The organism is Acidimicrobiales bacterium (assembly GCA_040219085.1).
GTDB lineage: Bacteria > Actinomycetota > Acidimicrobiia > Acidimicrobiales > JAVJTC01 > JAVJTC01.
This window is the reverse complement of record JAVJTC010000033.1, coordinates 35,086-48,964: the sequence shown is the minus strand read 5'-3', so window position 1 is coordinate 48,964 and position 13,879 is coordinate 35,086. Positions and strand designations below refer to the sequence as shown.

Below are 13,879 nucleotides of genomic sequence, written 5' to 3'. Positions count from 1 at the left end.
AGTTCTCAATCGGCATCGTGCCGCCCGCATTTAGTGCCCATGAGTCGCCCGACTCAACTTGAATCGCGGGGCCGTGGGGCCGATTGGAGCGTCATGACGACGACGAGTCTTCCCGTGAAGACGCGCCCCGCACTCACCGCGCAGAGACTCGGCGCCTTTGCGATCGGCACCCTCGTGGTCGGGATGTCGCTGCGCCCCACGGTCGACCCCGACCTCTGGTGGCATCTCCCGACGGGAGAGCTGATCCTCTCGGGCGGCTGGCCCGACAGCGACGTCTTCTCCCACAGCGTGCCCGGCCGCGAATGGGTCACCCACGAATGGCTGTCGCAGGTCGTGATGGAACTCGTGCACCGCGCGGGGGGATTCGTCGGGCTGATGGTCTTCTTCGGCATCATCGGCCTTGCGATCTGCGGCATCGTCTACCGCACGAGCCGCATGGTCGGGGCGGGGCCGCTCATGGCGGCGGCGTTCACCTACCTCGTCGCCCGCACCTCGCTGGTCGCCTGGGGGGCCCGTCCGCAGTTGTTCAACGTGTTGCTCGCCGCCACGACGGTGTGGTTGATCGAGTCGGTACGGCGTGGGCGCGTGCCCGCTTCGCGGCTGACGCTGCTCGTCCCGCTCGCCGTCGTCTGGGCGAATCTCCACAGCGGCTTCTACGCCGGCGTGGCGATCGTGGGCACGTACGCCATCGGGGATCTCATCGACGCGCGCTTCGCCGCCACGGGCTCCCGATTCGACATAGCGACAGCGAAACGTCTGCTCGGCATCGCCGGGGCCATGCTCGTCGTCGCCGTCGTCAATCCCAGCGGTCCGCGTCTGTGGCTCTACCCGTTCGAGACGCTCGGGAGCGACGCTCAGCAGGAACTGATCAGGGAGTGGCTCGCGCCAGACCTCGGCGAGAGAATGTGGTGGCCCTTCGCGCTGATGCTCGTGGCCGGACTCGTCGGCTTCGCCTACAGCAGCCTGCGGGTGACGGCGACCGACCTGTTCCTCTTCGTCGGGACGGCCGCCGCGGGCCTCACCTCGCTGCGCCACATCTCGCTGTTCGCAGTGATCGCGGCACCAGCCGTCCTGCGGCACCTCGTGTCGGCGCTGGAACGGACCCCCGCCGGCCCGACGGCGACAGGCGAGCGCGACCTCACCTTCCGGTCGCGGGGTCTCGTCGTCATCCTGGTGGCCGGATTGTGCGCCGCGACGGCCATCTCCGTCGTCCGGAACGTCGCAGCCAACGACGACGCCATCGACGCCAACCTTCCGGTGACCGCCGTGGACGTCGCCGTCGCCACCGGACTCGACTCGGGCAACGTCTTCAACACCTACAGCTACGGCGGATACCTCGTGTGGCGCGACATCGACGTCTTCATCGACGGCCGGGCCGACGTGTACGGGGCCGACATGTTGAGGGCCCACCACGAGGTGTCCGCCGGCGGGTCCTCGTGGGCCACGATCCTCGACGACTTCGACATCTCGTGGACCCTCGTGAAACCCGACACCGCCGTCGTCAGTCTGCTGGACCTCTCCGGAGACTGGGAACGCGTCTACACCGACGACATCGCCGTCATCCACCAGCGGGTGGACTGATCCCCGCCGCGGGTCGGGCCTGCGCTCTCACGGCCCCCGGTCTTCGAGGTCCTCGATCGTCGTCGGCCAGTCGTCCTTCAACAGCCGTGAGAGCGACCGGTCGGCGAGGATCCGCCCCTCGGTCTGACACGCCGGGCAGTAGTTGACCTCGTTGCTGGCGTAGACGATCCGCTGGACCGTCGTCCCGCACAGCCCGCACGGCTCACCGTGACGACCGTGGACCGCCATCTCGGGTCGGAAGGCGGTCACCTTCGAGGGGAAACCCTCGCCGACCTCGGCGCGCAGGCGATCGGTCCACTCCTCGAGGGTGGCGACCACCGCGCCGTGGAGCCGGGCAGCCTCGGCGTCGTCGAGTTGACCCGTGCGACGCACCGGTGACAGGCCGGCCCGCACGAGGATCTCGTCGGAGTAGGCGTTGCCTATCCCCGAGAAGATCGTCGGATCGGTCAGAGCCCGCTTCAGGGTGCGGTTCCGGGCACGGAGCACCTCTGCGAACGTCGTCGCGTCGACCTCGAGTGGCTCTGCGCCGCCCCGGTCGTGGTCCGCGGCGAGCTGGTCGGATCCGGCCACGACCCAGATCGACGCCCGCTTCTTCTTCGACGCCTCCGTCAGGACGAGTGACCCCGTGGCGAAGTCGAACACGGCGAGGCCGTTGCGGCCGGCCTTCGCGCCCCTGTCCCGCCAGTGGAGGCGACCCGAGACCATGAGATGGATGACACAGAAGAGGTCGTCACCGAAGTCGAACACGAGCCGCTTCCCCAACCGACGGGTCCCCGCGACGACCCGGCCCTCGATGGCTCCCAACGGCGGATCGAAGGACTTCAGAGCCGAGATGCCGCTCACCCGCACCTTGTCCAGGGTGTGCCCGACGACATGGCGCTCGAGGGCTTCCAGGTAGACGACGACGTCGGGCAGTTCGGGCACCGCCCCATTGTCGCAGCGATCGGCGATGCGCCCCGACGCCGCGGAGCGGACTAGATGGCAGCGCCGCCGGCGAGGGCCGTACGGGCCGCCTCGATGGCCATGGGTACGACGCTGTCGACGAGAACCGAGGTCGCAACGGCGTCGGTCGTCAGCACGCGCATCGCGACGACCATCCGGTCGATGAGAATCCGTACCTCGGCGACCGAGTCGACAAGGTGGATCTCGCCGTCGATCCGGCCGGGGGTGTCGGAGCGGAAGACGGCGATCTCGACGTCGTCAGGAACCGCGACCCCGACCTCGGCGCGGGTCAGGACCACGTCGTCGTACACGAGACCCTCGATCTGGGCTTCGTCGATCTCATAGGTGACGAGGTAGAGATTGCGCACACACGTCATCGCCGTGGCGCTCGACTCGGTCACGAACCAGGCCGCCGCCGCGGTGGGCGTGTCGAAGAGTCGGGTCCAGATCTGCACGTTGGACGTCTGGCGCTGGTCGCCGTACCAGGCACCCGCGAGGGCCACATGGTCGCTCTCCTTGGTGAGGTCGACGAGCACCCGACACGACCTGATGGTGTCGTAGCTCCGGACGGTGCCGTCCACCTCTGACGCGGGGTCGAACGACGACGTCCACCAGTCCTCGCCCAGATCGACGGCGGCCGGGAGGGCCGTGGCGACGATGCTCCCGTCGCGAAGGGCCCGCTGCTGTTCGGTGAGGTCGTCCGTCCCGTCGCGCGATGTGCCGTCGACCGCTGCGTCCCCGAGGCCGTCGACGGAATCGTCACCCGTCGGTCCCGAGCCGCGGTCGCCCTCGGCGGGCGCGGCGATGCCGTTCGCCTCGAGAACGGCCTGGCGCCGCTCGTGGCTGTCGCTGAACGACGCGAGTTGTTCGTCGAGGTCGTCGGGGTATCCCCCCGAGCACGCCGCGGCCGCGATGGCGACGACCAGCGCCACCACGACAGCCGTCCTGGATCTGGTCGAGCTGGTCCTCACCTTGTCAACTGTCGGCCGATTCGGGTCGGTCTTTGAGCGATTCCTGCCTCCGACGGCCGTCATGGGGGACCTCGGACCGGTTCGCGACTCACGGTTCGGGCGAAGTTGCCGATACTGCAGAGGTGACTCGAAGTCGCCGGATGTTCCTGTCGGTCGCGATCGTCGCCGTGGCGGCGGCGTACTCCGTCCTCGCGCTCCAACTCCTGGGCGACGACTCCCCCGGCGCCGAGATCCCGTACTCGGTGTTCCGTGAGGAGGTTGCCAGCGGCAACGTGGTTCGCGTCGAGACCAGCGGCGACAGCGTCAGCGGCGTATTCGTCTCGCCCGTCGACGCCGGGGACGACGGGACGGTCCTCGAGTTCACCACCGTGCGTCCCAGCTTCGCCGACGACGACCTCCTGGGTGATCTGGTGGACCAGGGCGTCGAGGTCGAGGCCCGGGTTCCCTCGAACCGCAACCCCCTGTGGCAACAGCTCCTGTTGACGCTCGTCCCCGTCGTTCTGCTCGTGTCCGTGCTCGTCTGGATCTTCAGCCGCTCCTCGATGGGGATGCGCTTCGGGCGATCCGACGCCCAGGCATGGGACGGACGCGGCCGATCCACCACGTTCGACGACGTCGCCGGCATCGACGAGGCGAAGGCCGAGCTCGTAGAGCTCGTCGACTTCCTCCGCAACCCTGAGCGCTACAGCCGGCTCGGCGCCGACGTCCCGCGTGGGGTGCTGCTGTCGGGCCCACCTGGCACCGGCAAGACCCTCCTCGCGCGTGCCGTCGCAGGCGAGGCCGGCGTGCCCTTCTTCTCGATGTCCGCGTCGGAGTTCACCGAGATGCTGGTCGGCGTGGGAGCGAGCCGGGTCCGCAGCCTGTTCCGAAAGGCCAAGGAGGCTGCTCCGGCGATCATCTTCATCGACGAACTCGACGCCATCGGCCGCGCCCGCGCGGCCCAGGGCTCCTCCGGTGAACGTGAGGGTGAGACGACGCTCAACCAGATCCTGACCGAGATGGACGGCTTCTCGAACACCGACGGCGTGATCGTCATCGGCGCCACGAACCGTCCCGACGTGCTGGACAGCGCGTTGCGGCGGCCCGGCCGCTTCGATCGCCACGTCGTCGTCAGCCCACCGGACCTCGCCGGGCGCAGGGCGATTCTCGAGCTCCACACCCGCGAGGTGCCACTGGCCGCCGACGTGGATCTCCAACGTGTCGCAGCGACGACCCCCGGCATGGCGGGGGCCGATCTGCGCAATCTCGTGAACGAGGCTGCCATCACCGCGGCCCGCGACGACCGCGACCGGGTCCGCGGCGACGACTTCCTGCGCTCCCTCGAGAAGATCGTCCTCGGTACCGAACGCGCCGTGGTCATCACCCCCGTGGAACGACGCCGCACCGCCTACCACGAGGCCGGGCACGCCCTCGTGGGGATGCTGCAACCGGGTGCCGACCCCGTCCGCAAGATCTCCATCATCCCCCGCGGTCGCTCCCTGGGAGTGACCTACCAGAGCCCCGACAGCGACCGCTACGTCTTCACGGAGGCCTACCTCCGCGGTCGGATGATGGGCCTCCTCGGTGGGCGGGCGGCCGAGCAACTCGTCTTCGACGAGGTGACGACCGGCGCCGAGGACGATCTCGAACACGTCACCCGTCTCGCCCGGATGATGGTGGCACGGTGGGGCATGTCGAGTGAGATCGGGCCGGTCAGCCACCCGGTCGACGCGGAGCTCTCCGACCCGGCCACGGCTGCCGTGAGGCGCATCATCACCGAGTGCTACGAGGCGGCCCATGGCCTGTTGGCGCGGAACCGCGACCGCCTCGACCGGCTGGCTGAAGCTCTCCTCGCGGCGGAGACCCTCGACCAGGACGCCGCCTACGAGGTGGCCGGCGTGGTCGACGAGATCCCCGACGATGCGATGGTCGTCGTCGTCGACCCCTGACCCGCTGGCGACGATTGCCCTCTCGGTACCGCGTGGCTCCCGTTAGGGTGCGGGTGTGATCAGTGAAGAACGACTTGCCGTGTACCTCGACTACGAGAACCTCGCGATCGGTGCGCGCGAGAACCTCGGCCGTGCTTTCGACTACGGGCCCGTGGCCGACGCGATGGCCGAACGTGGCCGGGTGGTGGTGCGGCGGGCCTACGCCGACTGGTCCTATTTCAGCGAGGACCGCCGGGCGCTGACCCGCCAGCACGTCGAACTGCTCGAGATCCCCCAGAAGATGGGTGGCGCCCGCAAGAACGCCGCCGACATCAAGCTCGCGGTGGATGCCCTCGAGCTGGCATTCGAGCGTTCCTACGTGACCACCTTCGTGATCGGCACCGGCGACAGCGACTTCACCCCCCTGGTGCACAAGCTGCGTGAGCTCGACAAGCGGGTGATCGGCTTCGGCATCTCGGGTTCGACCTCGAAACTGCTTCCACCGGCGTGTGACGAGTTCCTGTTCTACGAGCGCCTGATAGGCGACGACGGCGGCGGCCGCGAACGCGCCAGCCGGTCCAAGGACCAGGGCGACGGCGAGGAGACGACGACCCGGGCCGAGCCGGCCGACGTCGCGGTGCAGGTCGTCCGCACCCTCACGGGTCTGGTCCAGGCGAGCGACGGCAGCACCATCCGGTCCTCCTCGCTCAAGCGTGCGCTCCTCCGCAAGGACCCGACGTTCTCCGAGGCCGACCACGGGTACCGGGCGTTCGGCGAGCTCCTGCGCGCGCTCGAGAGCGAGGGCGTGGTCGAACTCGACGGCTCCGGGGACCCGCTCGTTCGTCTGCCCGACACCAGCGACGCGGAGGCCTCGGCGATGGCTCTCCTCGCCGAGGTGGTCGCGGAGTCCGGGTCGGCGCAGCTCTCGGGACTCAAGGACATCCTCAAGAGCCGGGACCGCAGCTTCGACGAGCGCCGGCTCGGCTACGGGGGCTTCCTGCAGTTCACCAAGGCGGCCCGCTCCCGTGGGCTGATCGAGCTCGAGTGGGACGACGACGCGTCGGACTACATCCTCACGGTCAACGGCTGACCGGGGACGCGGCGCCGTCCCGTCGGCTCAGAAGATCAGCGACTGCACCGACGCCGACGCGGCGACCGCACCGGTACCCGTGTCGATGCGTTCGACCCAGATCTCGCCGGACCGGGACCCCTCTCCCGTCACCTCGTAGCGGGTGACGTCGAGCCACAGGGCATCAGGGTCGGTCAGGATGAAGCTGGCGTCCTCGCACTCGAGCGGAGGCGCACACGGCTCGTAGGTGACCGCCACCTCGCCCGACGCGGGGTCGACCCGCAACAGTGCGCCGTTGTCCTGGCGGTCGACGATCCACACGGCACCGTCGAAGGCCGCGATCTCGGAGTCGCCGACGTCGACGCTGTTCTCCTCGAAAAAGTAGTCACCGTCGCCGATCGTGGGGATCACCGCGGTCACGGTTCCGTCGGTGACGTCGAAGCCGACCAGCGCCTCAGCCAGCACCGTGTCGCCCGCCGACGTCGACAACACGCCGTCGATGCTCACCCAGAACACGCCGTCACCGAGGGTCGTGCCGTTGATGGAACCCCCGTCGACGGCGAGGCTGCGGGCGACGAAGTCCAGATCCTCCGCCGCCGGTGCGGCCCCGGAGCGGCTGATGACCAGCGACCCCAGGTCGACATCCGGTGCGGCTTCGGCGATGACGACACCGGTCGGCACTAGGACCGACGTGGAACCGGTCGCGGGGTCGATCACGGTGAGGCCCGACTCGGTCCAGACGTAGATCATCTCGCCGTCGGTGTGCAGCGCCTGCGGGCGCGACAGCGTCACGCTCGCGACCGGGCCGTCCGGTGAGTCGGGGGACAGACGCAGCAATTCGCCGGTCGACTCGCCGAAGACCTGCGAGTAGACCCATACCTCTCCGTCGATCGCGACCATCGGCCCGTACTCGGTCAGCTCCTCGGCGTCATCGGACTCACGGTCCACCCCGATGCGGGCGACGGTCGAGGTCTCGCCCGTCGCGAGATCGACGCGACCGACGAACGCCTCCGCAGCGAACGACTGGCCTTCCAGAGTCCGGAAGGTCAACACGTATGCCCCTTCACCGTCGGTCACCGGTTCGGTGCCCACGCTCACGCCGTCCATGTCGGCGAACTCGATGGGCGTCCCCTCCGTGGCGTCGGCGCTGACGCCGTACGATCCGAGCCCCGAGACGATGATGACCGCCCCGTCGACAGCTCCGCCGGACGCACCGTCGCCGGCTCCCTGTCCCTGCGTGGACCCGTCGTCGTCGCCGGCCGCGACGTCACCATCGACACCGTCGGCACCGGCGTCGGCTGTGCCGTCGGCCCCTTCTGGTTCGGCGTCGTCGTCGCCCCCACCGCATGCGGCGGCGACGAGGGCCACAGCGAGGAGCATGGCTGTCAGAATTCGGGTCATCGGGGGTCTCCTTGTTCCGGTCGCGGGGCCTGGTCGGGGCGCACGGCCATCGTCATCAGTGTGACGGCACACAGCCGTCCCTCGTCGTCGCTCATGTCGACGTTCCACACGAGGGTAGTTCGCCCACGGTGTCGCAGGGTCCCCAACGCATGTATCGATCCGACAGATATCGGCCGCAGGAGGTTCGTGCTGTAGCCCGCACCGAAGGCATGCAGACCATCGGGATACACCAACCGGGCGGTGGCGACCGACGCGACCGTCTCGGCGATGAGTCCGTACACCCCACCGTGTACGAGTGCCATCGGTTGGCGGATCCGGTCGGTCACCGGCACGACGGCGCGGATCGTCTCGTCGTCGACGGGCTCGAGTTCGATCCCCAGGACCGAAAGGATCGACTTCTCCGGATCCAGCCGCGGCGCCATGTGGCCGAGGCCGAGCGCGTTCCAGTCATCGGTGTTCACGGTGATCGATCCTGCCACAGCGTCGGAGCATCCTCGGACGCGGGAGAGGGGAAGGGCTCGGGGAACCGCGTGCTCTCCGAATACCAGGTCCGGCGCGGCATGTTGACCGGTCGCCGCGCCACCAACCTCACGACGAGTGCAGTCATGCCCTCGAGAAGCCAGAACAGCCCCAGGAAGACCGCCGTCGCCAGCGCCACGGGGAGCACGAAGGCGAAGGTCGGCACGGCGATGACCACGAAGGCCAGCGCAGACGCCGGCCCGCATCGCAGCGGTTCGGTCCAGCGCACTCTGACCCCGCCGAGTCGCACGGCCGCCCACATGATCCAGCGTTGCAGGAAGGGCACACCCAACTCGTTCATCGATCGGCGGAAGATGCCGTCCGCGTCACAGCGGCTGATCCGGCCGGCGTCGGCGAGACCCCAGAGGTGGTCGTGGAGCACGGTCGAACGGGTGAACCGGCCATAGCGGGGGACGAGCCACCACAGCGGCCTCGGAACCGACGCGAAGTCGGTCGTGAATCCGGCGGGGACGCGGAAGGTGTCTGACCGACCGTGGTAGACGAGCTCACGCTCGAGTCGCCAACGGTTGTCATCGACCTGGCTGACGGTGAGTCGGGTGTCGTCGTCGAAGGGCACGGGCCGCCTCCTCGGTCGGGTTCCCACAGTTTCCCCCGACGACGACGGGGGTACGATCCGCGCGTCGCGACACGTGTCGCGTCCGCCGAGTCGACCCGGGCCCCGCAGCCTGGCAACCTGGTCGAACGGAGACGTCAACGACGAGGAGGTCACGTCTTGGGATCGGAAGGTCTGCACGAAGAGCGTTCCGGGCTCCCCGAGACCGTGATCGATCGCCACCGGGCGATCGTTTCACTCATGGAGGAACTCGAGGCGGTCGACTGGTACGACCAGCGGGTCGCCGCCACCGCGGACCCCGCTCTGGCCGAGATCCTCGCCCACAACCGTGACGAGGAGAAGGAACACGCCGCGATGAACCTCGAGTGGCTGCGGCGCAACGATGCCGGCTTCGACGAGGTCCTCCGCACGTATCTGTTCACCGATCGCCCCGTCACCGAGGTCGAGGACCACGCCACCGGCGGCGCTGACGCTGACGGCGACGGTGACGGCGACGGACATGACGAGGCAGACGCACCCCGCGCTGACCTCGGTATCGGAAGCCTGCGAGGAGAGGAGTCACTGTGAACTGGCTGCTACGAGAGAGAGCCCCCATCGACGACGAGGCCTGGGGGGCGGTCGACGAAGAAGTGAGTTCGGCTCTGAGGCTCTTCCTCAGCGCCCGCCGCCTCGTCTCGTTCTCGGGCCCACACGGCTGGGACCACGCCGCCGTCGGCACCGGTCGGGTCTCGCCGCTGGGCGGATCGCCGGTGGAGGGCGTGACCGTTTCGTCGCGCGACGTCCAACGGATGGTCGAGCTACGCGCCGCATTCAGCCTCCAGCTCACCGAGCTCGAAGCCATCTCCCGGGGAGCGATCGCGCCGGATCTGGCCCCGGCCCAGAAGGCCGCCCGACTGATCGCAGAGGCCGAAGACCGGCTCGTCTACGACGGATCCGACGACGCGGGCATCGCCGGTCTGGTCACCGCTTCACCCCACGAGCCCATCACCCTCGACGACGACTTCGGGGCATACCCGAACAAGGTCGCCCTGGCCGTGGCCGCAATGCGTGAGGCCGGCGTCGACGGCCCCTACGGCATCGCACTCGGCCCGCGCTGTCACCGCGGCGTGATCGCAACGACCCAGCACGGCGGCTATCCGGTGCTCGAACACATCAAGTTGATCCTCGGCGGCCCGGTCGTGTGGGCCCCGATGGTCGACGGCGCGGTGGTCGTCGCGATGGACGGCGACCAGAAGATCGTCTGCGGCCAGGACCATTCGGTCGGCTTCGGTGGGCACACGTCCGACAGCGTCGAGCTGTACATCACCGAGTCCCTCACCGTCGTCAACCCCGCACCGGAGCAGGCGATCGCCCTGCGCTACGACGACTGAAATGCCGGCGTCGACCGCTCGCGAGGTGGTGGACCGGTTTCTCGGGGCCGTGGAGTCGCGCGACGTGGACGCGGTGGCGGAGTGCTTCGCCCCCGACGCGACGTACCAGAACGTCCCCCATCCGCCCTACGAGGGCCGTGAGGCCATCCGCGAGCTATTCGGCCGCGCGCTCGGCCGGTGCGACAAGGTCCGCTGGGACATCGTCACCGAATCCGACGGCGAGGACCGGGTGTGGCTCGAACGCGTCGACCGGTTCTGGGTGGCCGGGGTCGAGTACGCGATCGAGTGCAACGGCGTGTGGGATGTCGACGTCGCCACGTCGTCGATCACAGCGGTGCGCGACTACCTCGACTACCACGTGTGGCTCGAGCGATCCGCTCCGATGCGCAACGCCTGAAGTCGCCGGGGCTCAGCTGAACAGGACCGGGTAGCGCCCCCACCACTTGCGGGTGGTGGTCTCGTCCTGGGTGGGAGGATCCTGAGGATCACGGCGCGCACCGCGCTGCAACAGCCCTTCGACGATGAGGGCGACGCTGCCCAACAGGACCGACTTGGCACCGTCGGGGTCCGGCGGAATCCCGCCGTCGAGCTCCATGCCGATGCAGGCGTGACGCCCACCGCCGAAGCTGTGACCCCACGGCTGCACGTCATCACGGAAGCTCCGGTCGGGGTTGAACGCCGCAGCGTCCTCACCGAACACCGCTGTGTCGCGATTCCCCGACATCAGGTCCAGGGTCACCGTGTCCCCCGGCTCGAGGTGCAGTCCCCACGAGAAGTCGATGGGCTCGATCGCCTCACGCATCGCGACCGGGCTGGCCGGATGGAGCCGCATGGACTCGTGCACGCACCGTTGCAGCAGCAACTCGTCGCCGAGGAGCTGGTCGGCCCGCCCGGGATCGGCATCGAGCCACTCGAAGATCTCGTGGACGGCGTGGGTCGAGGCGGCCGCAGTGGAATGCATCCCGGCCAGCATGTAGAACGCGACCTCGCGGCGGATCACGTCACGGCTCAGGTCGAGGTTGTCCTGATTGCGCATCAGGATCATCAACACGTCCGGCGGCAGATCGCTCTCCGCCACCTCGCCGGCCTCCAGGCCCTCCAGCAGGCGCTCGCGCCGGGCTATCGACGGCGCCAGGAACTCCTCGTCCCACGCCTCGAGTGCGGTCGCGACCTCGGCTGTGAGCTCCTCGGGGTCCCGGGTGCTGTGAACCGCGGTGGCCCCCTCGGAGAACTTCACCGCATACCGGAAGATCCGGTCGGTCTCTTCGGGCGTACCCTCCACCCGGTCCACTCCGGCCGCCATCGCCGTCAGGTTCACGACGATCCGTCGGGAGAGCGGCACGACGTCTCCTTCACCCTGGGCCTGCGCGGGATCGAGCACCTCCTTGATCGCGCCGGGCATGAGCTCGCTCTCGTAGAACTCGAACGTCTCACGCCGGAACAGGCGATTCTCGAGGCGCCGGCGCTGCCGGTGGTCGTCGCCCCACAGCGTGAGGAGCGTGTCGGCCATCACCACGCCCCCGGCGTCGTAGAGCGCCTGCTTCAGGGCCTTCTGGCGGTAGGCCTCGCGGATGTGGTCGTACTCGGTGAGAACATGGTCGGCCATCGGTCTCTCCCCCAGGTCGGCCCGGTCGACCTAGCGTTGCACAGCGCAACACGTCGAAGGTCCGTCTCCATCTTGGCAGAGGACAGCGACGACCGACAGACCGCGACGACCGACAGACAGCGAACCCAGGAGGCACCAGTGCTCGATCCGACCGGCCGGGTGGCGATGATCTCGGGCGCGAACCGGGGGCTCGGGTTGGCAATCAGCCGCCGTCTGTCAGCCGAGGGCTACCTCCTCAGCCTGGGAGCCCGGGACCTCGACGCGTTGGCGGCGGCGACAGCCGATTTCGACGACGAACGCACGATCCGGCACCGCTACGACGCCCACGACCGCTCGTGTCCCGCGAGCTGGGTCGCGGCGACCGTGGACCGCTTCGGGAGCCTCTCGGCGGTCGTCAACAACGCCGGCGCCGCGGTGGTCGCGCCCCTGGAGGAGACGACGGAGGACCAGCTCGACGAGATGTGGGAAGTGAACGTGAAGGCGCCGCTGCGCACGATCCAGGCGGCGCTCCCCCACCTGCGCGCCGACGGTGAGGGTCGGATCGTGAACGTCGCCTCGATGTCGGGGAAGCGGGTGAAGTCCGGGCGCGCGACCGCCTACGAGATGTCGAAGTTCGCCATGATGGCCCTGTCCGCTTCGGCGCGGTTCGCGGGCTGGGACGACGGCGTCCGCGTGACGGCCCTGTGCCCTTCGTGGATGGCGACGGGAATGGGTGAGGGCTTCGGCATCGACCCCGCGACGATGAGCCAGCCCGAAGACGTCTCCGCGCTGGTGGCGACGGTTCTCAGCCTGCCCAACACCTCCACCGTCCCCGAACTCCTGGTCAACTGCCGCCTGGAACCCTGAGGCCGGACCGTGAGGTCCCAGCACCCGACCGACTGATAGCGTCGCCTCGTGACCACGGGGGATCCAACGGGCTCAGCACTGCGTATCGCGGCGCTCGTCGAGCACGCGCCCGAGGTGGACCAGAACCTGGGAGCATTCCGCGCCGCGGCGACGGCGACGGTTCCGCGGCGGATCGCCGAGCTCTGTCGCCTCCGCATCGCCATGCTCCACGACTGCGCCGCTGAACTCGCCGCCGGCTCCGACGCCGTCTCCTCCGACGAGATGGCCGCGCTCGGCGACTGGCCCGGCTCGGATCACTTCGACGAACGCGACCGGGCCTGTCTCGCCCTAGCCGAGCAGTTCGTGATCGACGTATCGACGACCAACGACGATCAGGTGGCCGCTGTGGCAGCACACATGAACCCCGGTGAGCTCTACGGGTTCATCCACGCACTACTCGCACTCGACGAGTCCCAGAGGCTCCGGGTCGCCACGGAACGCCTCTTCGGGCCCGACCCGGCCACCTCCGGAGGTCCCCCATGACCAGCGCCCGCATCCCTGTCCCCGAGGGTTTCTCGAAACGGACCCTGGGCGCCGCGTACCAACCCGAGATGACCGAGGCGCTCGACCACTACCAGGCGGCGGTCGTGCGCCTACGCGCCATCGACCCCGCGATGACCGAGCTCGTCCGCCTGCGCTGCGCCCGTTATCACGACTGTCACCTCTGAATGTCCATCCGCCTGGCGGTCGCCAGGCACAGCGGACTGAGCGAGGACGAGGTCGCGACGGTGCAGCGTCGCGGTGAGTCCGGCCTCGACGCACGCACAGACGTCGCGCTACGTCTCGCCGACCGGTTCCTCAGCCGACCGGCGGACATCGACGACGAACTGCGAGCGGAGGTGTTCGGCCACTTCACTCCGGCCGAGGTGGTCGAGCTGCTCTGTGACATCGCCAAGTGGAGCACGCAGAAGGCCCACGTCACCCTGCGCGTCGACGACGATCTCTCCCGCGACGGCGAACCGATCTTCTTCGACTTCGACGACGACGGCGAGGTCGCCTGGATGGCTCCCGAGCTCCGCTGACCGGCCCACGACCCCGCCGGGCACATGCGCCG

16 protein-coding genes are annotated in these 13,879 nt (G+C 69.0%); 10 read left to right on the top strand and 6 right to left on the bottom strand.

From position 1 onward, the window contains the following. Positions 1-114 precede the first annotated feature (114 nt). Positions 115-1,581, top strand: a complete 1,467-nt coding sequence (locus tag RIE08_14410; protein ID MEQ8718801.1) for a hypothetical protein — start codon at positions 115-117, stop codon at positions 1,579-1,581. A gap of 27 nt (positions 1,582-1,608) precedes the next feature. On the opposite strand, the gene RIE08_14405 is transcribed toward RIE08_14410, so the two are convergent. Both RIE08_14405 and RIE08_14400 read right to left on the bottom strand, forming a co-directional pair. Then, positions 1,609-2,505, bottom strand: a complete 897-nt coding sequence (locus tag RIE08_14405) for a DNA-formamidopyrimidine glycosylase family protein (GenBank protein MEQ8718800.1) — start codon at positions 2,503-2,505, stop codon at positions 1,609-1,611. A gap of 50 nt (positions 2,506-2,555) precedes the next feature. After that, entirely contained in the window at positions 2,556-3,494 is a 939-nt protein-coding gene (locus RIE08_14400) for a hypothetical protein (GenBank protein MEQ8718799.1), read from the bottom strand. A gap of 122 nt (positions 3,495-3,616) precedes the next feature. Between RIE08_14400 and ftsH the strand changes: the two genes are divergently transcribed. Both ftsH and RIE08_14390 read left to right on the top strand, forming a co-directional pair. Next, on the top strand, positions 3,617-5,422 hold the full coding sequence (gene ftsH / locus RIE08_14395) for an ATP-dependent zinc metalloprotease FtsH (protein ID MEQ8718798.1): 1,806 nt from the start codon (positions 3,617-3,619) through the stop codon (positions 5,420-5,422). A 55-nt stretch (positions 5,423-5,477) separates the two neighbouring features. Then, the gene (locus RIE08_14390) at positions 5,478-6,491 is read left to right on the top strand and encodes an NYN domain-containing protein (protein MEQ8718797.1); all 1,014 of its coding nucleotides are present in this window, start codon (positions 5,478-5,480) and stop codon (positions 6,489-6,491) included. Between the two features lie 27 nt (positions 6,492-6,518). Here RIE08_14390 and RIE08_14385 read toward each other — a convergent pair whose 3' ends face one another. From RIE08_14385 to RIE08_14375, 3 genes are read right to left on the bottom strand one after another with little or no spacing between them, the layout of a single operon-like run. Beyond that, positions 6,519-7,871: a hypothetical protein gene (locus RIE08_14385; GenBank protein ID MEQ8718796.1), complete on the bottom strand. Its 1,353-nt coding sequence runs from the start codon at positions 7,869-7,871 to the stop codon at positions 6,519-6,521. After that, a complete protein-coding gene (locus RIE08_14380) occupies positions 7,868-8,332 on the bottom strand; it encodes a PaaI family thioesterase (protein MEQ8718795.1) in 465 nt (154 codons plus the stop codon). Before RIE08_14380 ends, RIE08_14385 begins: the two co-directional genes overlap by 4 nt. Then, entirely contained in the window at positions 8,329-8,967 is a 639-nt protein-coding gene (locus RIE08_14375; protein MEQ8718794.1) for a DUF1353 domain-containing protein, read from the bottom strand. The genes RIE08_14380 and RIE08_14375 overlap by 4 nt, the downstream gene beginning before the upstream one ends. A gap of 156 nt (positions 8,968-9,123) precedes the next feature. On the opposite strand from RIE08_14375, the gene RIE08_14370 reads away from it, so the two are divergent. The 3 genes from RIE08_14370 to RIE08_14360 are packed head-to-tail and all read left to right on the top strand — an operon-like array spanning position 9,124 to position 10,731. Continuing rightward, complete coding sequence (locus tag RIE08_14370; GenBank protein ID MEQ8718793.1) at positions 9,124-9,531, top strand: ferritin-like domain-containing protein; 408 nt, start codon at positions 9,124-9,126, stop codon at positions 9,529-9,531. Further along, positions 9,528-10,334, top strand: a complete 807-nt coding sequence (locus RIE08_14365; GenBank protein MEQ8718792.1) for a family 1 encapsulin nanocompartment shell protein — start codon at positions 9,528-9,530, stop codon at positions 10,332-10,334. Before RIE08_14370 ends, RIE08_14365 begins: the two co-directional genes overlap by 4 nt. A gap of 1 nt (position 10,335) precedes the next feature. After that, positions 10,336-10,731 (top strand): nuclear transport factor 2 family protein, encoded by a 396-nt coding sequence (locus RIE08_14360; GenBank protein MEQ8718791.1) that lies wholly within the window; start codon positions 10,336-10,338, stop codon positions 10,729-10,731. Positions 10,732-10,743: 12 nt separating this feature from the next. On the opposite strand, the gene RIE08_14355 is transcribed toward RIE08_14360, so the two are convergent. Continuing rightward, positions 10,744-11,940, bottom strand: a complete 1,197-nt coding sequence (locus RIE08_14355) for a cytochrome P450 (protein MEQ8718790.1) — start codon at positions 11,938-11,940, stop codon at positions 10,744-10,746. A 138-nt stretch (positions 11,941-12,078) separates the two neighbouring features. Between RIE08_14355 and RIE08_14350 the strand changes: the two genes are divergently transcribed. From RIE08_14350 to RIE08_14335, 4 genes are read left to right on the top strand one after another with little or no spacing between them, the layout of a single operon-like run. Continuing rightward, positions 12,079-12,786 (top strand): SDR family NAD(P)-dependent oxidoreductase, encoded by a 708-nt coding sequence (locus RIE08_14350; GenBank protein ID MEQ8718789.1) that lies wholly within the window; start codon positions 12,079-12,081, stop codon positions 12,784-12,786. Between the two features lie 48 nt (positions 12,787-12,834). Beyond that, on the top strand, positions 12,835-13,308 hold the full coding sequence (locus RIE08_14345; protein MEQ8718788.1) for a hypothetical protein: 474 nt from the start codon (positions 12,835-12,837) through the stop codon (positions 13,306-13,308). Next, positions 13,305-13,493 carry a hypothetical protein gene (locus tag RIE08_14340; protein MEQ8718787.1) on the top strand — a complete coding sequence of 63 codons (189 nt, stop codon included), beginning with the start codon at positions 13,305-13,307 and terminating at the stop codon, positions 13,491-13,493. The genes RIE08_14345 and RIE08_14340 overlap by 4 nt, the downstream gene beginning before the upstream one ends. Continuing rightward, positions 13,494-13,847 (top strand): hypothetical protein, encoded by a 354-nt coding sequence (locus tag RIE08_14335; GenBank protein MEQ8718786.1) that lies wholly within the window; start codon positions 13,494-13,496, stop codon positions 13,845-13,847. It abuts the gene before it with no gap. Positions 13,848-13,879 lie beyond the last annotated feature (32 nt).

Coding starts and splice junctions, on each gene's coding strand:
- RIE08_14385 (MEQ8718796.1), bottom strand. CDS start 7,871: ATGACCCGAATTCTGACAGCCATGCTCCTCGCTGTGGCCCTCGTCGCC.
- RIE08_14360 (MEQ8718791.1), top strand. CDS start 10,336: ATGCCGGCGTCGACCGCTCGCGAGGTGGTGGACCGGTTTCTCGGGGCC.
- RIE08_14355 (MEQ8718790.1), bottom strand. CDS start 11,940: ATGGCCGACCATGTTCTCACCGAGTACGACCACATCCGCGAGGCCTAC.
- RIE08_14340 (MEQ8718787.1), top strand. CDS start 13,305: ATGACCAGCGCCCGCATCCCTGTCCCCGAGGGTTTCTCGAAACGGACC.
- RIE08_14335 (MEQ8718786.1), top strand. CDS start 13,494: ATGTCCATCCGCCTGGCGGTCGCCAGGCACAGCGGACTGAGCGAGGAC.